The following is a 19,580-nucleotide window of genomic DNA, read 5'->3' as shown; positions in this document are numbered from 1 at the left end:
TTGGCAGCCTGAAATCCGAGTGGGTGCCAGAAGATGGCTACCGCTCGGAACATGAGGCGCGGGTGGATGTGCAGCGTTATGTGATGCGTTACAACAACGTCAGGCTCCATAGCTACAACGACTACCGATCGCCGGTAGCTATGGAGAAACTGGCGGCATGAAACCGTAACTGGTGTCCAAAATTAGTTGACCAGTTCAAGCTCGCTCCTACAAGGAACATCGCTCAACAAAAAGCCCACTTGATGTGGGCTTTTTTGGGAGTGGACAGGCGTCAGGCATAACTCCTGAAAGCCTCCGGTGGAACGAAGGCTTCAAGTTCATCCTCCACCGCTTCGATTATTCGTTCTACATCCGCGGCATTCATGACGGTGGCGCAAGGAATACCGGCAATGGCGATCATGGTCTCGCCAGTGGCACGATCGAAAAGACGGGCAATCATGCTGCCCGGCGCGTCCATGCTCGCCTCGAAACCCATGGGATGAAAATGCCAGCGCATCAGCTGGCAGGCGTTTGGAAACGTGACCTTACTGAACCCTCTATTCATGTGTTGCCCGCCTTCATTATCGAGCGCTTCCTTTAGCTCATGGTAGGAGGGAAGAACCTTCAATGGCTCAACCAGTGACAGTCTTTAAAAGTAGCATCCGAATGTGAAAAAGAATGGGGTTTTTTCAGGTCGTTTGGCGATTGCCGCCATTTTTTTGATTCAGGTCACGCTTCCTTGATATTGGCGGCCCGAAGCCCGCATCCGTTTAGTCGTTGAAGACAAAGCGGAAGTTGGGCAAGCTCGGTTTTTTCCGTCGAGACTTTCAATGCACGCCGAGGATGATGGCCCGCTGCAAACCCAGGCCACGGGCGAGACGGTCATGCGCTATCACTTGCGCTGGAAACACCGGGACCTGGACGGCGTCATGGCGCTCTATCACCCGGAAGTCCAGTACAACGACTTTTTCCAGAACCGGGTCATGGGCCTGGCCGAACTGCGCGACTATGTGCGCAGCAGCATGCCCCGGGATCCGGATGAAGCGCTGGAGCACTCCGACCGTATTCGACTGGACGGCAACACCGCCTTCATTCAGTACCGCATCACCCTGCGCGGTGGTGAAGGACTGGTGTCGTTCCGCGCCAGCGAGGCGATCACCGTCAAGGACGGGCTGATCTGGCGGGTCAATGAATACGCTTCGCTGGTGCATGAGCAACCCGTCAGCAAAACTACCCCCGGCCAGCGCCCGGCGGTCAGCCGGCTCGGCCTGTCGCCTCGCCAGTTGAGCTTCATGGCCGATGACCTGCAGCAGTATTTCCAGCGCCAGCAGCCGTATCTTGACCCGGAGCTCGACCTGCAACGGGTGGCGAAGGAGTGCGGGTACAGCCGTAACCAGATTTCCTATCTGTTGAACCAGGTACTGGGCCAGAGCTTCTACCGCTACGTCAACCAGGCGCGCCTGCAACACTTGCTCGCGGCACTGGATGACGCCACGCCACCGTTGCGTATCGATGAACTGGCGTTCGCCGCCGGATTCAATTCGCTGTCGGCGTTCTACAGCTGTTTCCGCCAGCACACCGGCCAGTCACCCAAGGCTTACGTCAAACAAATTTCTTTGCGTGCACGCGCGCAAGACAGCGCCTGAGCCCACGCACTAGGATCGACGCCATCGAAGTTTTTCAGTGGCGGAGTCTTGCATGCCGGCGTGGCGCACTATCAGTTTGTGGATGGACCAACTCGACGAGCCTTTGTTGGCGCGTCCGGCGCTGGAGCGGGACCTGGATGTGGACGTGGCGATCATCGGCGCGGGCTACACCGGTCTCTGGACCGCGTACTACCTCAAGCAGCAGAAACCGCAGCTGAACATCGCCATTGTCGAAGCGCAGACCGCCGGTTTCGGCGCGTCGGGGCGCAATGGCGGCTGGCTGATGGGCAACTTGCTGGGTGAAGACCGCCTGCTGGCTGGTCTGCCGGCCCAGCAGCGCCGCGCTTCCTACGATTTGTTGCATGGCATTCCGGATGAAGTGGAGATTGTCCTCGAACGTGAGGGTATCGACTGCGATTTCCGTAAAGGCGGGGTGCTGTATTGCGCTGCGCGTTATCCGGAGCAGGCGACCAGCCTGCGTCACTACCTGGACGATCTCCATCGCCAGGGCCTCGACGACAATCACTATCGCTGGTTGAGTCCGGAGCAACTGGCACAGCAGATCCGCGTCGCCAAACCCTATGGCGGCATCTATGCGCCGCACGTGGCGACCATCCACCCGGCCAAGCTGGTTCGCGGGCTGGCCCGGATGGTGGAGCGCCTGGGGGTGAGGATCTATGAAAACAGCCCGGTCACCCATTGGCAGTCCGGCAGCCTGCGCACGGCGAAAGCGTCGGTGCGCTGTCACTGGGTCGTTCCGGCAGTAGAAGGCTACGCCGTCACCTTGCCGCCCCTGGGGCGTTATCAGATGCCGGTACAGAGCCTGATCGTCGCGACCGAGCCGTTGTCGGCGGCCACCTGGGATGAAATCGGCCTGAGCCGTGGCCAGGCGTTCAGCGAGGCCAGTCGCCAGGTGACGTACGGCCAGCGCACCGCTGACAACCGTTTGATCTTTGGCGCCCGTGGCGGCTATCAGTTCGCCGGCAAGCTGCGCCACGACTTCGAGCTGACCACGGATGAAAAAGACCTGCGGCGCTACCTGTTCGGCGAGCTGTTCCCGCAGTTGAAGAACGTGCAGATCACTCATTCCTGGGGCGGCAACCTGGGCATGTCCCGGCACTTCAAGCCGCACATGCTCTGCGACCGGGCCAAAGGCATCGCCTTGTCCGGCGGCTACGGCGGGGAGGGCGTTGGCGCCAGCAACCTCGGTGGACGCACGCTGGCCGACCTGATCCTGGGGCGCGACACCGATCTGGTGCGCCAGCCGTGGGTCATCCCGCAGCGGGGCCTCGACGCGCTCAGGGCCTGGGAGCCGGAACCGATTCGCTGGCTCGGCTACAACGCAATCATCCGCAGCTTTGTCCATGAGGACCAGACCCTGGCCAACCCGGCTACCGCGCCCTGGCGGCGCAAGCTGGCCAGCGGGGTGGCCGGATTCATGGAAGGTTTCATGCACTAAACGGCGCGCTCTTCATCGACAGGCCATATCGACAGGTATTCCCATGAGCATCACGCAATTCAAGCACACCGCAACCCTGAAACTGGAGGAATCCAACCCGGTCGCCGTGCCCCTGGGCACGCCCGTGGCCGTGGCTTCGACCACCAGCGTCGAACGCGACGATGGCGTCGAGACCGGCGTCTGGGAATGCACCCCGGGGCGCTGGCGGCGGCAGATCGTCGCCCAGGAGTTCTGTCACTTCATCCAGGGCCGCTGCACCTTCACCCCGGACGGCGGTGAGCCGCTGCACATAGAAGCGGGCGACGCACTGATGTTGCCGGCCAACAGCCTCGGTATCTGGGATATCCAGGAAACCGTGCGCAAGACCTACGTCCTGATTTTCTGATCCTTGATTGCCTGCCAACAAAAACAACCTACAGGAATCGACTCATGCTCCGAAAGACACTGACCCTGGCTCCGCTGCTGCTGGTTGCATCGATCAGTCAGGCGGCCGAAACCGTCAAAATCTATAACTGGTCGGATTACATCGCGCCGGACACCACGAAAGACTTCCAGAAAGAAACCGGCATCGGCTTCACCTACGACGTCTATGACAGCAACGAAACCCTCGATGGCAAGCTGATGACCGGCAAATCCGGCTACGACGTGGTGTTTCCGTCCAACCACTTCATGGCGCGGCAGATTGAGGGTGGCGCACTGAAGAAGCTCGACAAGAGCCAGTTGCCGAACTGGAAAAACCTCAACCCGGTATTGCTCAAGGCCTTGCAGACCAACGATCCGGGCAACGAGCACGGCTTCCCGTACCTGTGGGGCAGCACCGGCATCGGCTACAACGTTGCCAAGGTCAAGGCGGTGCTGGGCGACAACGCCCCGGTGGATTCCTGGGACTTGATTTTCAAGCCCGAAAACATGCAGAAGTTACAGAAGTGCGGCGTGGCCATCCTCGACAACGGTCCCGAACTGCTGCCGGCCGCGTTGAACTACCTCGGGCTGCCGCCCCACAGCAAGAACCCGGAAGACTACAAGAAGGCTGAAGCCCTGCTGTTGAAAGTGCGGCCGTATGTGAGCTATTTCCATTCGTCCAAGTACACCAGTGACCTGGCCAACGGCGATATCTGCGTCGCGGTCGGTTTCTCCGGCGACATCCTGCAAGCGGAAAACCGCGCCAGGGAAGCCAACAATGGAATCGACATCGGTTATGCCATTCCCAAGGAAGGCGCCGCCATCTGGTTCGACATGGTCGCGATGCCGGTCGACGCTCCGGACGAAAAGGCCGGTTACGCCTTCATGAACTATCTGCTGCGCCCGGACGTCATGGCCAGTGTCAGCAACTACGTGCATTACGCCAATGGCAACGAGCAGGCTGACAGCCTGATCGACCCGGCGATCAAGAACGACACCAAGGTTTACCCAAGCCCGGAAATGATGGGGAAACTCTTTGCCCTGGAAGCCATGCCATTGAACATCGACCGGGTTCGCACGCGCGTGTGGAACAAGATTCGCACCGGCAGCTGAAGACCGGTCAGGCAATCGGGACAGGATGTCCCGTTGCCATCCTTGTCAGCCGACCGGCTCGGCTGCGCAACTCATCTGGCCTGAGCCGGGTATCTGGAAAAAAACCTCATCGCCGATTTGCCAGAAGCTGTAGCTGCCTTTGTAATCCTTGCCCGTGTACTGGGTTCCGGAATTGTTCGGCACCTGGTTAAGCGTCACCGAGGCGTTGGCCCATTTGAGGAACACCACGCCCGGTTCGACCGTAAAGAAGGTCGCGGCAACCAATGGGTTAAACCCTGCGCAACGATAAGCCAAGGGGCCTTCGGAGAGCCTGCTGGGGTCCTTGGTTCTGGCAATGGCCGAACCCTGGCGCAGTTGGAACGCACGCTCGGCATAACTGGCGATGACGCACCCCTTGGCTTGCGGCCCGGCACCACACTGGTTACGGGACTCCATCCAGAACCGATGATCTATCTCGACTTTATTCGGGCGCGGCACTGAATGTTCGTCGGTGAGCGCCAGGCGATAAAGACGATCGAGCTCCAGGTCCATGCGCGCCAGCTGAGGGTCGTGACAGACAAGCTTTTCGGCGGATGCCTGGGGCGTGGTGCAATCGAAACTGGTTTTGTAAGTTGGCAAGGGTTTTGGCTTTGCCTTTGTCGCGGCGTCACAAAGGCTCGCCGTCACGCACGCGCTGACGGCGAGCACAGAGGCCAGAAGTGGCATGACCATTTTCATTTCGGCGTCACCTGAGTCTATGCGTGATGCCCGTATTGCAACGCCTGTGTCGAAGCGTTGCACAGTCATTCGGTCGCACGGGGTCTATCGAGTGTAAGGCAGTGCTCGAAACCTGCCACATCGTGCCAGGAGAAACGTCAGTCTTCCTCGCGAATCGTCGCCACTTCATCGGCCCTGACTTTCACCTTCGCTCCCGAAATGTCCTCGAACTCAAAGAACCCGTCCTTGGTCCTGGTATTCGGCATGTCCTTGGTCAGGTACTGAGTGCCGTTCTGCAGGGTCACCACCGTCGGCGTCGAGCAGCCGGCCAGCATCAGCAGGGCCACTGCGGCCAGGGGTAAACCCAATGTCTTGATGTCCATGATCACCTCCCGTTCGTTTTGAAGCTGTAGATCCGCTCGCGCCTGTCACTGCATGCCTATGGCGGTTGGTGCCGCCAGGGGGCAGAAAGTTCTACTGCCCGGGAAATATTCCGTACAGCGCCTCCATTTATCCTTTTCCGATTGCGCCACGCGGTGTGGAACTGGTATCTGTATGCATAACCAGTACCTCTCGCCATGGCCCATTTTCCAGTGACCGCAAATCCTCTCGACGATCCGTTCTACTACTTGAACAACTTCATGCAAGTGCTTGATTGGCTTGAGCAGCGCTTTGCCGATGTGCTGAGCGTCGACGAGCTGCGTTTCATTAATGAGTTTAAGCGGTTACCCCGTGAATCGCAGGCACTGCTGGTCAGAATGGTCATGCGCAAGGGCATTCATTTCAGGGCCGGCAAACTGCATTACGACGAAATCGGCGATATCCCCGGCGCCGCCGGCCCGCTGTTGGCACTCGGTTGGGTCGACGAGCGTATGCCGCTGGCGGTCGAGGAACTGTTCGAACTGCTGCTCAAGGGTGAAATCCTCCACACCTTCGGCTCCGTCATCGATCAACCCAAAGGCCGGAAAACCGATTGGCTGCCAGCGCTGAGCGAGCAATTTCCCCAGGCGCAAAGCTTCAACGACTGGTGCCCGTGGCTGGATGAGCGCCTGCTCAGCCTGACCATCATGGAGTTGTGCGATCGCCTGCGCCTGATGTTCTTCGGCAACCTGTACCAGGACTGGTCGGAGTTCGTGCTGGCCGACCTGGGTATCTACACCTACGAAAAAGTCGAGTTCAGCGCCGAGTCCCGCGGCTTGCGCAGCCGCGACGACGTGGATGCCTGTGTCCTCCTGCACGCGTACCAGCAACAGTTCGAAGCCGGTGAAGCGCTGGAGGAGGTGGCGGGGCGCATCAAGGGCCTGGCGCTGGACAATCCCTGGTTGCAACGTCGGCGCGGAAAACTGTTGTTCCAGATGGGCCAGTATTGCGAACGCATCGCGGATTTCGCCATGGCCCTGGATCTCTACCGCGAATGCGCTTATCCGGGGGCGCGTGTGCGGCTCATTCGCGTGCTGGAGCGCAGCGGGGAGTTCGAGTTGGCGCTGGAACTGGCCGAGCAGGCCGAACAAGCACCGGAGAGTGCCGCCGAACACCAGCAGTTGCTCCGCGTGCTGCCGCGCCTGCGGCGCAAACTCGGCGGGCCGCCCATCAAGCGGACGGCGCCTCGGGAAATGCAGCGTCTGGACCTGCAACTACCAAGAGTCGATCCGGCAGTGTCGGTCGAGTTTTACGTTCAGGCGCATCTGGCTGAGGATTCGGCACCGATCCACTACGTCGAAAACAGCCTGATCAACTCACTGTTTGGCCTGCTGTGTTGGCCCGCGATCTTCGCGCCTTTGCCGGGTGCGTTTTTTCACCCGTTCCAGCGCGGGCCGGTGGATTTGCTCAGCGAAGACTTCCAGGCCCGCCGGGCCGAACTGTTCCAGGCCTGCCTGGCCGAACTCGAAGACGGGCGCTATCGGCAGACCATACGCCAACGTTATGCCGCCAAGTGGGGTGTGCAGTCGCCGTTCGTGTTCTGGAGCGTGCTCAGCGAAGAGTTGCTGGAGCAAGCCCTCGATTGCCTACCCGCCGAGCATCTCAGGCACTGGTTCAACCGCCTCTTGCTGGACATCAAGGCCAATCGCGCCGGCATGCCGGACCTGATCCAGTTCTGGCCGGAGCAAAAGACCTACCGCATGATCGAAGTCAAGGGCCCGGGCGATCGCCTGCAGGACAACCAGTTGCGCTGGCTGGAGTTCTGCCATGAACACCAGATGCCCATTGCCGTGTGCTACGTGCAATGGGCGGAGCAGGACGCTTGAGCTACAGCATTGCGGTGCGGGCGCTGTGCGAGTTCACCGCCAAGGTCGGCGACCTCGACCTGCGCTTCACGCCGTCGCCCACTGCGCTGGAGGGCATTGTCGGGCACCGCACGGTGGCCTCGCGGCGCAGCGAGGGTTACCAAAGTGAAGTCGCCCTTGAGGGCCAGTTTCAGACCTTCACGGTCAAGGGCAGGGCGGATGGCTATGATCCAGGGCAAAACTGCCTGGAGGAGGTCAAGACCTACCGCGGGGACTTGAGTAAACAACCGGCCAACCACCGGCAGTTGCATTGGGCCCAGGCGAAAATCTACGGCTGGTTGATGTGCCGCCAACTGGATCTGCCCCGGATCAACCTGGCGCTGGTGTATTTCGACATCGTCAGCGAAAAGGAAACCTGCCTGGTCGAACCCTTCGAGGCCCTGCAGCTGCAACAGTTCTTCGACCAGCATTGCGCGCGCTTCCTGCAATGGGCGCAACAGGAAGTCGTCCACCGTGACGGGCGCAATCTCGCGGCGCAGCGCCTGGCCTTTCCCCATGCCGACTTTCGGCCGGGGCAGCGCCATCTGGCCGAGTCGGTGTTCAAGGCCGTCAGCACAGGGCGCTGCCTGATGGCGCAGGCACCCACGGGAATCGGCAAGACCCTGGGCACCCTGTTTCCCATGCTCAAGGCACTGGCACCGCAGCAGCTGGACAAAGTGTTCTTCCTGACAGCGAAAACCCCGGGACGCAAGCTGGCCCTGGACGCCGCGCAAGTGATGCTTGCCAGCGCCGATGCGCCACCGTTGCGGGTGCTGGAGATGATTGCCCGGGACAAGGCCTGCGAACATCCGGACAAAGCCTGCCACGGTGAGTCCTGCCCACTGGCCCGGGGTTTCTACGATCGCCTGCCGGCCGCGCGAGAGGCGGCCAGTCAACTGAGCCTGCTGGACCAGGGCGCCCTGCGCGAGGTTGCCTTGGCACACGACGTCTGTCCCTATTACCTGAGCCAGGAAATGGCGCGATGGGCCGACGTGGTGGTTGCCGACTACAACTATTACTTCGATTTCAGCGCCTTGCTGTTCGGTCTGGCCCAGGCCAATCACTGGAAGGTCGCGGTACTGGTGGACGAAGCCCACAACCTGGTGGAGCGCGGCCGGCAGATGTACAGCGCCAGCCTCGATCAGGCGACCTTCAACGCTGTGCGCAAAACCGCACCCGAAGCGCTGAAAAAGCCGATGCAGCGAGTCAACCGCGAGTGGAATGCCCTGCATGACGCGCAAACCGGCGCCTATCAAGCCTATGACAAGGCGCCGGAAAAGCTGCTTCAGGCACTGTCATCGTGCAGCGCCAGCATCGGTGACTACCTGAACGATCACCCACAAGGGCTGGACAGCGCACTGCAAGGCTTCTACTTCGACATGCTGCAGTTTTGCCGGGTGGCCGAACTGTTCGATGAGCAGTTCCTGTTCGACATCAGCAAGCGCGACCTCGAACGCAAGCGCAATCTCTCGCAGCTGTGCCTGCGTAACGTGGTACCCGCAGGGTTCATCGGCCCGCGCCTGACTGCGGCGCGCAGCACCGTGCTGTTTTCCGCGACCCTCAGCCCCCGGCACTATTACGCCGATTTACTGGGAACGCCGGCGGACACGGTGTGCATCGACGTCGAGTCGCCGTTTCATGCCGATCAACTGCAAGTGCATATCGTCAACCAGATCTCCACACGGTTCGTGCATCGCCAGTCCTCACTCGAACCGATCGTGGACCTGATCGCCAGGCAGTTCTGCAAGCGCCCCGGTAATTACCTGGCGTTTTTCAGCAGTTTCGATTATTTGCAGCAGGTGGCGCAGCTACTCGCCGAGAAACATCCGCACATCAGCCTGTGGTCGCAGTCCCGGGGCATGGGCGAAGTGCAACGCCAGCAGTTTCTCGACCAGTTCCACGCCGACGGCCAGGGGGTCGGCTTTGCGGTACTGGGCGGGGCTTTTGGTGAAGGCATCGATTTGCCCGGTGCCCGGTTGATCGGCGCATTTATCGCCACGTTGGGGCTGGCCCAGCTCAATCCGGTGAACGAGCAACTGAAACGACGGATGGCCGCCATCTTTGGCGCCGGTTACGACTACACCTATCTGTTTCCCGGTGTACAGAAAGTGGTGCAGGCTGCCGGGCGGGTCATCCGTACGCAACAGGATCAAGGGGTAGTGATGTTGATCGACGACCGTTTTGGCGAGAGCAAGGTCAAACAATTGTTGCCGCGTTGGTGGGCTTTCCAAATTCCCGGCATGACGCATACTCCAGAGAAATAATGAAGCGGTGGGATCCATGAGCGAAGATCGAACCAAGGTCAGTGCCATCGAAGACGGTCGTTTTCGGCTATTGATCGATGCGGTGATCGACTATGCGATCTACATGATTGATCCAAACGGCATCATTACCAGCTGGAATGCCGGCGCCCGGCGTTTCAAGGGGTATGAAGAGGCCGAGATCCTCGGTGAGCATTTCTCGCGCTTCTACACCGATGAGGATCGCCGTGCCGGCTTGCCCCAGCGGACACTGGACACGGCGCTTGGTGAAGGGCGTTTCGAGGGAGAAGGCTGGCAGGTGCGCAAGGACGGCAGCCATTTCTGGTCCCATGTGGTCATCGATCCGATCTTCGACCCGTCGGGCACCTTGCTGGGTTTCGCCAAGATCACCCGCGACCTGACCGATCGAAGAGTGGCCGAGGAAATCCTCAAGCAAAGCGAGCAGCAGTTCCGCCTGCTGGTGCAGAGCGTTACCGACTATGCGATCTACATGCTTTCGCCGGACGGACGCGTGAGCAACTGGAACCTTGGCGCCCAGCGCATCAAGGGCTACTTGCCGGAAGAAGTCATTGGCCAGCATTTTTCGATCTTCTATACCCCGGAGGATCGCGAGGCCCGCGAGCCACAAAGGACGCTGGACATCGCCAGGCGTGAAGGGCGCTTTGAAAACAAGGGCTGGCGGATGCGCAAGGACGGTACGCGGTTTCTCGCACACGTCATCGTCGATCCGATCTGGGGTGACACCGGTACCTTGCTCGGTTTTGCCAAGATTACCCGTGATATCACTGACGTCACGCATGCGCAGCAGGTGCTGGAGCAAACCCGGGAGGCCTTGTTCCAGGCGCAGAAAATGCAGGCCATCGGCCAGCTCAGTGGCGGCATCGCCCACGATTTCAATAACCTGCTGACGGTGATCCTCGGCAATCTGGAAATCGTGCGCAAACGGGTGACGGACAACCCCAAAATAACCCGCTTGATCGACAACGCAACCCAGGGTGCCTTGCGCGGCGTTTCCCTGACCCAGCGCATGCTGGCGTTTGCCCGACGCCAGGAACTCAAGTCGGAACCTGTGCGGATACCGGCCTTGGTGGAAGGCATTTCCGGGCTGTTGCGCAGTTCCCTGGGGCCTTCGGTGAAAATCGACACGCACTTTCCTGACGATCTCCAACCAGTGCTGGCGGACCTCAATCAGCTGGAACTGGCCGTACTGAACCTGGCCACCAACGCCCGTGACGCCATGCCCAACGGCGGGACCATCAGCTTCAGCGCCAGAAACCGTGAAGTGATCGACAGCGCCACCTCATCCCTGGCCCCGGGAAGTTACGTCTGCCTGAGCATTGCCGATACCGGCGAGGGCATGGATGAAACCACGCTGGTCTCGGCGATGGACCCGTTTTTCACCACCAAGGGCGTCGGTAAAGGCACGGGCCTGGGGTTGTCGATGGTTCACGGTTTTATTGAACAACTGGGCGGACGGTTCATCCTCAAAAGCCAGAAGGACCATGGCACCACCGCCGAACTCTGGTTGCCGGTCGCCACCGGGGATTCCCCCGTCAAACCGGTCGCCGCAGCGCCGGCCGTGACGGGACCAGGCCTGCGCGTGCTGGTGGTGGACGATGACAGTCTGGTGTTGACCAGCACCTGCCTGCTGCTCGAGGACCTCGGGCATCGGGTCATCAGTGCGCCTTGCGGTGCCAGGGCGCTGGAGCTGTTCAACAGTGAGCCGCAGATCGATCTGGTCATCACCGACATGGCCATGCCACAGATGAGTGGGGCACAACTGGCCAATGCCATCAGGAGCATGCGACCGGACGTGCCGATCATCCTCGCCACCGGTTATGCCGAGCGGCTGGAAGGCTTTGCTGCGCATCTGCCGCGTCTGTCGAAACCTTTTACCCAACTCAACCTGGTGGAAATCATTGCCTTGGCGATGAAGTGACGCGGCGGTTGTGCTGTTCATAGCGGGCCAGCATCGGCTGGGTGCTGATGCCGTGGACCAGAATGCTCAGGGCCACCACCGAAAGCGTCAGGTCGGCACACAAAGTGGCCACCGAAGGCGACAGGTCGTGGTTCAAGGCGTAGAACAGGTAGTAGAAACTGCCGATGCCGCGAATGCCGAACCAGCCGATCAACCAGCGTTGCGGGCCGTTGAGCAGCGAACCCCAGGGCATCAGCCAGACCGCCAGCGGACGAATCAACCCGAACAGCACCAGGGCGAGCACCAGAGCCCGCCAGTCCCAGTGTGCAACCAGCACGACCCCGAGCAAGGTGACCAGAAACACTTCCATGGCCCGCTCCACCAGGCTGCCGAACGACAGCATGTCGCCCATCATGATCCCGGCAGCGACTTGCGTGTCTTCCAGGTGGTCCACGTTGCCGGCCACGGCCGCTTCGGGTTCGACATGCTGATGACCGACCACCGCCTGGACCAGATGCTCGGCCGGTGCGTGGGTGTCACCGCTTGTCTTGACCTCGGCCTGGCGCAAGCCCAGGCCGGCGGCAAACACCGAGAGAAACCCGTAGCCCTGGATGGTTTCGGCCACGACATAGGCCAGTGCGATCAGGGCCAGGGCCAGGTAATCATTGGGTGAGAAGGTGCTGTCGGCATTCTTGATGCGCATGAACAAGGTCAGGCGGCCAATGCCGCGCCCCATCCAGTAACCGGTCAGCAGTCCGGCGGGCACGGCCCATAGCAGGCGCTTGAGTGCCCAGCCGTCGAGCCAGGCACCTGTATTGTCACTGTGTTGCAGAAACAACAAGCCGAGGATGACGAAGGGGAATGCAATGCCATCGTTGAAACCGGCCTCACCGGTAAGCCCGAACCTGACCGGGTCGTAATCCCTGGCATCGCTGACCTGTACCAGAGAGGCCAGGACCGGATCGGTGGGCGCCAGAATCGCCCCGATCAACAGCGACGGCCCCCACGGGAACCCAAACCCGAAATGCAGTAACAGGCTTACACCGGCAATGGTCAGGATCATCACCGGTCCCGCCAGGGCAAATGCCACCCGCCATCGGCGATCGCCCAGGGGCAAGCGCAACTTCAACCCGCAGACAAATAGCGAAAAAAGTACCGCTACTTCCGATAGATGCTCCATCCAGGAGGCGGCATCCTTGACATCCAGCCTGAGCAAACCCAGGCCCACCGGACCGATGGCGACGCCCAGCACCAGACACACCGCCGACGTGGTGACCGGCATCCAGCGCAGGTACGACGAGGTCAGTGCCAGCGTCAGCAACACAGCCCCCAACACCGCCACCCAGGTAATGAAGCTCATGGTCCGGATCCCGAAACAACCTTGTAGGAGCGAGCTTGCTCGCGATGGACGTAAACGATAACGCGTTCTGTCTGAATAAACGCGTTGCGCTGGCGTTCATCGCGAGCAGGCTCGCTCCCACAGGGATCCCGGTTGTTGTCGAGGGCTGGATCAGGCCTTGAGATGGCGCAAGCTGCGCTCCATCCGCGCGATGCAGATGACTTGTGGGAGCGAGCTTGCTCGCGATGGACGTCAACGATAACGCGTTCTGTCTGAATAAACGCGTTGCGCTGGCGTTCATCGCGAGCAAGCTCGCTCCCACAGGGATCCCGGTTGTTGTCGAGGGGCTGGATCAGGCCTTGAGATGACGCAAACTGCGCTCCATTCGCGCGATGCCTTCTTCGAGCAGCGAGCGCGGGCAGCCGAAATTCAGGCGCACGAACTGCTTGCAGTCATCGCCGAAGTCCAGGCCGGCGCTCAAGCCGACCCTGGCCTGTTCGAGGAAGAACTGCTGCGGGTCGTCCAGCCCCAGTGCCGTGCAGTCGAGCCACGCCAGGTAAGTGCTTTGCGGCAGATTCATGGTGATGCCCGGCAGGCGGGTGCGTACCGCGTCGGCGAGAAAATCGCGGTTGCCTTGCAGGTAGACCTTCAGTTCGGCCAGCCAGGGCGCAGCTTCGCTGTAGGCGACGCGGGTGGCTTCCATGCCCAGCGGATTGACGCTGTCGACCATGCCGCAACGGGCGTGGTTGACCTTCTCGCGCAGCTGGCGGTCCTGGATGATCATGAACGAGGTCTTCAGGCCGGCGATGTTGTAGGCCTTGCTCGCCGACATCAGCGTGATGGTGCGCTGGGCGACTTGCGGGCTCAGCGTGGCCATCGGAATGTGCTGGCGGCCGTCGAAGCACAACTCGGCGTGGATCTCGTCGGAAATGATCCAGGCATCATGCTCAAGGCAAATGTCGGCAATGGCTTGCAGCTCTGCGCGGGGGAAAGCCTTGCCCAACGGGTTGTGCGGGTTGCTCAGCAGCAGTGCGCCACCGCCTTGCAACGACTGGCTCAGGGTATCCAGCGGCGTGCTGTAGGTGCCATCGGCTTGCGCATCGAAATTCAGTTCGACCTTGTTCAGGCCCCAATGTCCGGGGGCGTGGCGCAGCGGCGGGTAGTTCGGCACCTGCACAACGACGTTCTGCGGCGGCTGTACCAGGGCCTTCAACGCCATGTTGAAGCCCGACTCGACACCCGGCAGGAAAATCAACTCCTGGGGCTCGACACGCCAGGCGTATTTGTTCCAGAGGTCGGCAACGATAGCCGCGCGCAGATCATCCTGGGCCACGCTGTAACCGACCATCGGGTGTTCCAGTCGTTTTTGCAGGGCCTGGATGATCACCGGCGGCGCGGCGAAATCCATGTCGGCGACCCACATCGGCAACACGTCCGCCGGGTAGCGGCTCCACTTGGTACTGCCGGTGTGGTGGCGGTCGAACACCTGATCAAAATCGAAAGTCATGCGCAAATCTCGTAAAGGCCGGTTAATCATGCCGGCCATGATAAGCGCCAATCCCCGCAGGAGCGAGCCTGCTTCTGTAGGAGCTGCCGAAGGCTGCGATCTTTTGACTTTGTTTTTTAAGATCAAGATCAAAAGATCGCAGCCTTCGGCAGCTCCTACAGGGTCACGGAGCACGGTGACGAGTGGCGGATGGCCGTTGCCCGACGGTCGGTTCTCATGGCGAATTCGACAGCCCTGTCTAAAATTCAACTGTCGGCAGCCAGACTGCCGCGACCGTGGTTGTTCGAAAAAGCCCGGCCATGTACCGGGTTCCACCTGATCAGGAGTGCACGATGGATCTCAGCCGTCGTCAGTTCTTCAAGGTCGCCGGTATCGGCCTTGCAGGCTCTAGCCTGGGTGCGTTGGGCATGGCCCCGACGCTTGCCTTTGCCGAACAGGTGCGTCACTTCAAGCTCGCCCACACCCATGAAACCCGCAACACCTGCCCGTATTGCTCGGTCGGTTGCGGCTTGATCATGTACAGCCAGGGCGATGCGGCGAAGAATGTCGCGCAAAACATCATCCACATCGAAGGTGACGCCGACCACCCGGTCAACCGCGGCACCCTGTGCCCCAAAGGTGCGGGCTTGCTGGATTTCATTCACAGTCCCGGCCGCCTGCAATACCCGCAGGTGCGCAAGCCCGGCAGCACCGAATGGACCCGCATCTCCTGGGATGAAGCCCTCGATCGCGTCGCCAACCTGATGAAGGCCGACCGCGACGCCAACTTCATCGAGAAGAACGAGCAGGGGCAAACGGTGAACCGCTGGCTGACCACCGGTTTCCTCGCGGCATCGGCGGCGTCCAATGAAGCGGGCTACATCACCCACAAGGTGGTGCGCAGCCTCGGCATGCTGGGGTTCGATAACCAGGCGCGTGTCTGACACGGCCCGACGGTGGCAAGTCTTGCCCCGACGTACGGCCGTGGTGCCATGACCAATACCTGGACCGATATCGCCAACGCGAATCTGGTTCTGGTGATGGGCGGCAACGCAGCAGAAGCGCATCCGTGCGGCTTCAAATGGGTGACCGAAGCCAAGGCGCACAACAAGGCGCGGCTGATCGTGGTCGACCCGCGTTTTACCCGTACCGCCTCGGTGGCGGACTATTACGCGCCGATCCGTACCGGCACCGACATCGCCTTCATGGGCGGGCTGATCAACTACCTGCTGACCGAGGACAAGATCCAGCACGAGTACGTGCGCAACTACACCGACGTGTCGTTCATCGTCAAAGCCGGCTATGGCTTCGAGGACGGGATTTTCAGCGGCTACGACGCGGCCAAACGCTTGTACACCGACAAATCCGGTTGGGGCTATGAGCTCGGTGAAGACGGTTTTGCCAAGGTCGACCCGACCCTGCAGGACCCGCGCTGCGTCTATCAGTTGATGAAGCAGCATTACAGCCGTTACACCAAGGAACTGGCGAGCCAGATCTGCGGCATGCCGGTCGATGCCATGCAGAAAATCTGGGAGGAAATCGCCACTTGCTCGCAACCGGGTAAGACCATGACCATCCTCTATGCGCTGGGCTGGACCCAGCACTCGATTGGCGCCCAGATGATCCGCAGCGCGGCGATGGTGCAACTGTTGCTGGGCAACGTCGGCATGCCGGGCGGCGGCGTGAACGCCTTGCGCGGGCACTCCAACATCCAGGGGCTGACCGACCTGGGGCTGTTGTCCAACTCGCTGCCGGGTTACCTCACGCTACCTGGCGATGCCGAACAGGATTACAACGCCTACATCGTCAAGCGCACGCAGAAGCCGTTGCGGCCTGGGCAACTGTCCTACTGGCAGAACTACAGCAAGTTCCACGTCAGCCTGATGAAGTCCTGGTACGGCGCCAATGCCACAGTCGAGAACAATTGGGCTTACGAGTACTTGCCGAAACTGGACATCCCCCAATACGACATCCTCAAGGTGTTCGACCTGATGGGGCAAGGCAAGGTAAACGGCTACATGTGCCAGGGCTTCAACCCTATCGCCGCGCTGCCCGATAAAAACCGCGTGATGGCGGCACTGGCCAAGCTGAAATGGCTGGTGGTGATGGACCCACTGGCCACAGAGACTTCCGAGTTCTGGCAAAAGGTCGGGCCGTACAACGACGTGAATAGCGCCGACATCCAGACCGAAGTGATCCGCCTGCCCACCACCTGTTTTGCCGAGGAAGACGGTTCGCTGGTCAACAGCAGCCGCTGGCTGCAATGGCACTGGAAAGGCGCCGACGGCCCTGGCGAAGCGCGCACCGACGTGCGGATCATGAGCGAATTGTTCCTGCGTCTGCGCCAGCGTTATCAGGCCGATGGCGGCAAGTATCCCGACCCGCTGCTCAAGTTGACGTGGCCGTACAAGATCCCCGACGAACCTTCGCCGGAGGAACTGGCCAAGGAAATCAACGGCTCGGCGACGACCGACTTCACCGACGCCACCGGTGCGGCGATCAAGGCCAATACGCAACTGGCCGGTTTCGGCCAGCTCAAGGATGACGGCAGTACGGCGTCCGGTTGCTGGATTTTCTGTGGCAGCTGGACCGAACAGGGCAACCAGATGGCCCGCCGCGACAATAACGACCCGTACGGCATGCACCAGCATCAGGGCTGGGCCTGGGCCTGGCCGGCCAACCGGCGGATTCTCTACAACCGCGCCTCGGCGGACCTGCAGGGCAAGCCGTGGGATCCGAAAAAACGCCTGGTGTGGTGGAACGGCAAAGCCTGGGCCGGCACCGATGTGCCGGACTACAAGGCCGACGTGCCGCCGGAAGCGGGGATGAATCCGTTCATCATGAACCCCGAAGGCGTGGCGCGATTCTTCGCCGTCGACAAGATGAACGAGGGGCCATTCCCCGAGCACTACGAGCCGTTCGAGACCCCGATCGGCATCAATCCGCTGCACCCGCAAAACAAGAAAGCCACCAGCAACCCGGCAGCGCGGATCTTCGATTCGGTGTGGGACTCCCTCGGCGTGGCCAAGGATTACCCATACGCCGCCACCAGTTACCGGCTGACCGAGCATTTCCACTTCTGGAGCAAGCATTGCAAGCTCAACGCGATTACCCAACCGGAGCAGTTCGTCGAGATCGGTGAAGTGCTGGCCAAGGAAAAAGGCATAGTCGCCGGCGACAGGGTGCGGGTCAGCAGCAAGCGTGGCTTCATTGAAACGGTGGCGGTGGTGACCAAGCGGATTCGTCCGCTGCAGGTCAACAACCAGGTGGTGCACCAGATCGGCATTCCGCTGCACTGGGGCTTTACCGGGCTCACGCGGCACGGTTACCTGACCAACACCCTGGTGCCGTTCCTCGGCGATGGCAACACACAGACCCCGGAATCCAAGTCATTCCTGGTCAACGTGGAGAAAGTCTAAATGGCCAGCCAAGACATCATTGCCCGCTCGGCCACCACCACACCCGCGCCCTCTGTGCGCGGCATGGAGGAAGTCGCCAAGCTGATCGATACCACCAAATGCATTGGCTGCAAGGCCTGCCAGGTTGCCTGCTCGGAATGGAACGAGCTGCGCGATGAGGTCGGCCATAACCACGGCACCTACGACAACCCGCAGGACCTCAGCGCCGAAACCTGGACGCTGATGCGCTTCACCGAGCACGAGACCGACGCCGGCAACCTGGAGTGGCTGATCCGCAAGGACGGCTGCATGCACTGCGCCGAACCCGGTTGCCTGGCGGCATGCCCCAGCCCCGGGGCGATCATCAAGCACGCCAACGGCATCGTCGATTTCGATCAGGACCACTGCATCGGCTGTGGTTACTGCATCACCGGGTGTCCGTTCAACATTCCACGGATCTCGCAAAAGGATCACAAGGCCTACAAGTGCACCCTGTGCTCGGACCGGGTGGCGGTCGGGCTGGAACCGGCCTGTGTGAAAACCTGCCCGACCGGTGCCATCGTGTTCGGCTCCAAGGACGACATGAAGGAGCATGCCGCCGAACGTATCGTCGATCTGAAAAGCCGCGGCTTTGAAAACGCCGGCCTGTACGACCCCGAAGGCGTCGGCGGAACCCACGTGATGTACGTGCTGCACCATGCCGATACGCCACGGCTGTACGCCGGCTTGCCCGATCATCCGGCGATCAGCCCGCTGGTGGGGCTGTGGAAAGGCATCAGCAAACCCCTGGCGCTGCTGGCCATGGGCGCGGCGGTGCTGGCCGGGTTCTTCCACTATGTGCGCGTCGGCCCGCAAATCGTCGAAGAGGATGAACATCCCGAGCCGCCGGACAACGCCGTACACGAAGTCGATCCGTCGGTGCATACCTACGATCCCCGTGGGGAGGGCAGGCCATGAGCAACAAGACGATCCTGCGCTACACCAGCAACCAGCGCACCAATCACTGGCTGGTGGCGATTCTGTTCCTCATGGCGGGGCTGTCCGGGCTGGCGCTGTTCCATCCGGCGCTGTTCTGGCTGAGCAACCTGTTCGGCGGCGGGCCATGGACACGCATCCTGCACCCGTTCATGGGCGTGCTGATGTTCCTGCTGTTCCTGGGCCTGGTGTTTCGCTTCTGGCGCGCCAACTATTTCATCGCCAACGACCGCCTGTGGCTCAGGCGCATCGACCGGGTGATGAAAAATGAAGAGGAGGGCGTCCCGCCCATCGGCAAATACAACCCCGGGCAGAAGCTGCTGTTCTGGACTTTACTGCTGTGCATGCTGGTGCTGTTGTTCAGCGGGCTGGTGATCTGGCGTGCCTACTTCAGCGAGTATTTCGGCATCACCGCGATACGCTGGGCGATGTTGCTGCATGCGCTGGCCGGTTTCGTGCTGATCCTGAGCATCATCGTGCACATTTACGCCGGCATCTGGATCAAGGGCTCGGTCAGCGCCATGGTGCACGGCCGGGTCAGCCGCGGCTGGGCCAGGAAGCACCACGAACTCTGGTATCGCCAAGTGACTCAAGATGAGACCCGCGACGAATCTCCTACGCGACCGATCACCAAAAAGGGCTGA

Annotated in this window: 16 protein-coding genes; 11 read left to right on the top strand and 5 right to left on the bottom strand. The window is 60.9% G+C overall.

Annotated features, from left to right (window positions below):
- Positions 1-8: 8 nt before the first annotated feature.
- Complete coding sequence (locus KW838_RS21220; RefSeq protein ID WP_256358931.1) at positions 9-161, top strand: hypothetical protein; 153 nt, start codon at positions 9-11, stop codon at positions 159-161.
- A gap of 110 nt (positions 162-271) precedes the next feature.
- Here the strand turns inward: KW838_RS21220 and KW838_RS21215 are convergent, their stop codons facing one another.
- Positions 272-544: a DUF1652 domain-containing protein gene (locus tag KW838_RS21215; RefSeq protein ID WP_102701366.1), complete on the bottom strand. Its 273-nt coding sequence runs from the start codon at positions 542-544 to the stop codon at positions 272-274.
- A 265-nt stretch (positions 545-809) separates the two neighbouring features.
- Here KW838_RS21215 and KW838_RS21210 point away from each other — a divergent pair, with 265 nt between their 5' ends.
- The 4 genes from KW838_RS21210 to KW838_RS21195 are packed head-to-tail and all read left to right on the top strand — an operon-like array spanning position 810 to position 4,599.
- A complete protein-coding gene (locus KW838_RS21210) occupies positions 810-1,625 on the top strand; it encodes an AraC family transcriptional regulator (RefSeq protein WP_104447171.1) in 816 nt (271 codons plus the stop codon).
- A gap of 52 nt (positions 1,626-1,677) precedes the next feature.
- The gene (locus tag KW838_RS21205) at positions 1,678-3,084 is read left to right on the top strand and encodes an FAD-binding oxidoreductase (RefSeq protein WP_218503472.1); all 1,407 of its coding nucleotides are present in this window, start codon (positions 1,678-1,680) and stop codon (positions 3,082-3,084) included.
- A 43-nt stretch (positions 3,085-3,127) separates the two neighbouring features.
- Entirely contained in the window at positions 3,128-3,469 is a 342-nt protein-coding gene (locus KW838_RS21200) for a cupin domain-containing protein (RefSeq protein WP_015095054.1), read from the top strand.
- Positions 3,470-3,513: 44 nt separating this feature from the next.
- Entirely contained in the window at positions 3,514-4,599 is a 1,086-nt protein-coding gene (locus KW838_RS21195) for a polyamine ABC transporter substrate-binding protein (RefSeq protein WP_102701370.1), read from the top strand.
- A gap of 45 nt (positions 4,600-4,644) precedes the next feature.
- Here KW838_RS21195 and KW838_RS21190 read toward each other — a convergent pair whose 3' ends face one another.
- Both KW838_RS21190 and KW838_RS21185 read right to left on the bottom strand, forming a co-directional pair.
- Entirely contained in the window at positions 4,645-5,316 is a 672-nt protein-coding gene (locus KW838_RS21190) for an MliC family protein (RefSeq protein WP_218503471.1), read from the bottom strand.
- 137 nt (positions 5,317-5,453) lie between these two features.
- Positions 5,454-5,678 (bottom strand): YgdI/YgdR family lipoprotein, encoded by a 225-nt coding sequence (locus KW838_RS21185; RefSeq protein ID WP_218503470.1) that lies wholly within the window; start codon positions 5,676-5,678, stop codon positions 5,454-5,456.
- A 195-nt stretch (positions 5,679-5,873) separates the two neighbouring features.
- Between KW838_RS21185 and KW838_RS21180 the strand changes: the two genes are divergently transcribed.
- Genes KW838_RS21180 through KW838_RS21170 form a run of 3 tightly spaced genes read left to right on the top strand, consistent with a single transcriptional unit; the run spans position 5,874 to position 11,759 of the window.
- Positions 5,874-7,541: a VRR-NUC domain-containing protein gene (locus KW838_RS21180; protein WP_218503463.1), complete on the top strand. Its 1,668-nt coding sequence runs from the start codon at positions 5,874-5,876 to the stop codon at positions 7,539-7,541.
- Entirely contained in the window at positions 7,538-9,823 is a 2,286-nt protein-coding gene (locus KW838_RS21175; protein ID WP_218503461.1) for an ATP-dependent DNA helicase, read from the top strand. Before KW838_RS21180 ends, KW838_RS21175 begins: the two co-directional genes overlap by 4 nt.
- Before the next feature lie 16 nt (positions 9,824-9,839).
- The gene (locus tag KW838_RS21170; RefSeq protein WP_218503460.1) at positions 9,840-11,759 is read left to right on the top strand and encodes a PAS domain-containing sensor histidine kinase; all 1,920 of its coding nucleotides are present in this window, start codon (positions 9,840-9,842) and stop codon (positions 11,757-11,759) included.
- Here the strand turns inward: KW838_RS21170 and KW838_RS21165 are convergent.
- Positions 11,737-13,098 carry a sodium:proton antiporter gene (locus KW838_RS21165; protein ID WP_102701376.1) on the bottom strand — a complete coding sequence of 454 codons (1,362 nt, stop codon included), beginning with the start codon at positions 13,096-13,098 and terminating at the stop codon, positions 11,737-11,739. The two genes, KW838_RS21170 and KW838_RS21165, sit on opposite strands and share 23 nt — an antisense overlap.
- Positions 13,099-13,429: 331 nt before the next feature.
- Positions 13,430-14,584: a MalY/PatB family protein gene (locus KW838_RS21160; protein ID WP_218503458.1), complete on the bottom strand. Its 1,155-nt coding sequence runs from the start codon at positions 14,582-14,584 to the stop codon at positions 13,430-13,432.
- A 332-nt stretch (positions 14,585-14,916) separates the two neighbouring features.
- On the opposite strand from KW838_RS21160, the gene fdnG reads away from it, so the two are divergent.
- Genes fdnG through KW838_RS21145 form a run of 3 tightly spaced genes read left to right on the top strand, consistent with a single transcriptional unit; the run spans position 14,917 to position 19,580 of the window.
- Complete coding sequence (fdnG, locus tag KW838_RS21155) at positions 14,917-17,982, top strand: formate dehydrogenase-N subunit alpha (RefSeq protein WP_218503450.1); 3,066 nt, start codon at positions 14,917-14,919, stop codon at positions 17,980-17,982.
- On the top strand, positions 17,983-18,918 hold the full coding sequence (fdxH, locus tag KW838_RS21150; protein ID WP_218503440.1) for a formate dehydrogenase subunit beta: 936 nt from the start codon (positions 17,983-17,985) through the stop codon (positions 18,916-18,918).
- Complete coding sequence (locus KW838_RS21145) at positions 18,915-19,580, top strand: formate dehydrogenase subunit gamma (RefSeq protein WP_218503437.1); 666 nt, start codon at positions 18,915-18,917, stop codon at positions 19,578-19,580. The genes fdxH and KW838_RS21145 overlap by 4 nt, the downstream gene beginning before the upstream one ends.

The organism is Pseudomonas sp. PDM27, assembly GCF_019219205.1.
Taxonomy (GTDB): Bacteria; Pseudomonadota; Gammaproteobacteria; order Pseudomonadales; family Pseudomonadaceae; genus Aquipseudomonas; species Aquipseudomonas laurylsulfatiphila.
The sequence above is the reverse complement of the archived record's forward strand: the minus strand, read 5'-3'. Positions and strand labels throughout refer to the sequence as shown.

Coding starts and splice junctions, on each gene's coding strand:
- KW838_RS21215 (WP_102701366.1), bottom strand. CDS start 544: ATGAATAGAGGGTTCAGTAAGGTCACGTTTCCAAACGCCTGCCAGCTG.
- KW838_RS21210 (WP_104447171.1), top strand. CDS start 810: ATGCACGCCGAGGATGATGGCCCGCTGCAAACCCAGGCCACGGGCGAG.
- KW838_RS21205 (WP_218503472.1), top strand. CDS start 1,678: ATGCCGGCGTGGCGCACTATCAGTTTGTGGATGGACCAACTCGACGAG.
- KW838_RS21200 (WP_015095054.1), top strand. CDS start 3,128: ATGAGCATCACGCAATTCAAGCACACCGCAACCCTGAAACTGGAGGAA.
- KW838_RS21195 (WP_102701370.1), top strand. CDS start 3,514: ATGCTCCGAAAGACACTGACCCTGGCTCCGCTGCTGCTGGTTGCATCG.
- KW838_RS21190 (WP_218503471.1), bottom strand. CDS start 5,316: ATGAAAATGGTCATGCCACTTCTGGCCTCTGTGCTCGCCGTCAGCGCG.
- KW838_RS21185 (WP_218503470.1), bottom strand. CDS start 5,678: ATGGACATCAAGACATTGGGTTTACCCCTGGCCGCAGTGGCCCTGCTG.
- KW838_RS21180 (WP_218503463.1), top strand. CDS start 5,874: ATGGCCCATTTTCCAGTGACCGCAAATCCTCTCGACGATCCGTTCTAC.
- KW838_RS21170 (WP_218503460.1), top strand. CDS start 9,840: ATGAGCGAAGATCGAACCAAGGTCAGTGCCATCGAAGACGGTCGTTTT.
- KW838_RS21165 (WP_102701376.1), bottom strand. CDS start 13,098: ATGAGCTTCATTACCTGGGTGGCGGTGTTGGGGGCTGTGTTGCTGACG.
- KW838_RS21160 (WP_218503458.1), bottom strand. CDS start 14,584: ATGACTTTCGATTTTGATCAGGTGTTCGACCGCCACCACACCGGCAGT.
- fdxH (WP_218503440.1), top strand. CDS start 17,983: ATGGCCAGCCAAGACATCATTGCCCGCTCGGCCACCACCACACCCGCG.
- KW838_RS21145 (WP_218503437.1), top strand. CDS start 18,915: ATGAGCAACAAGACGATCCTGCGCTACACCAGCAACCAGCGCACCAAT.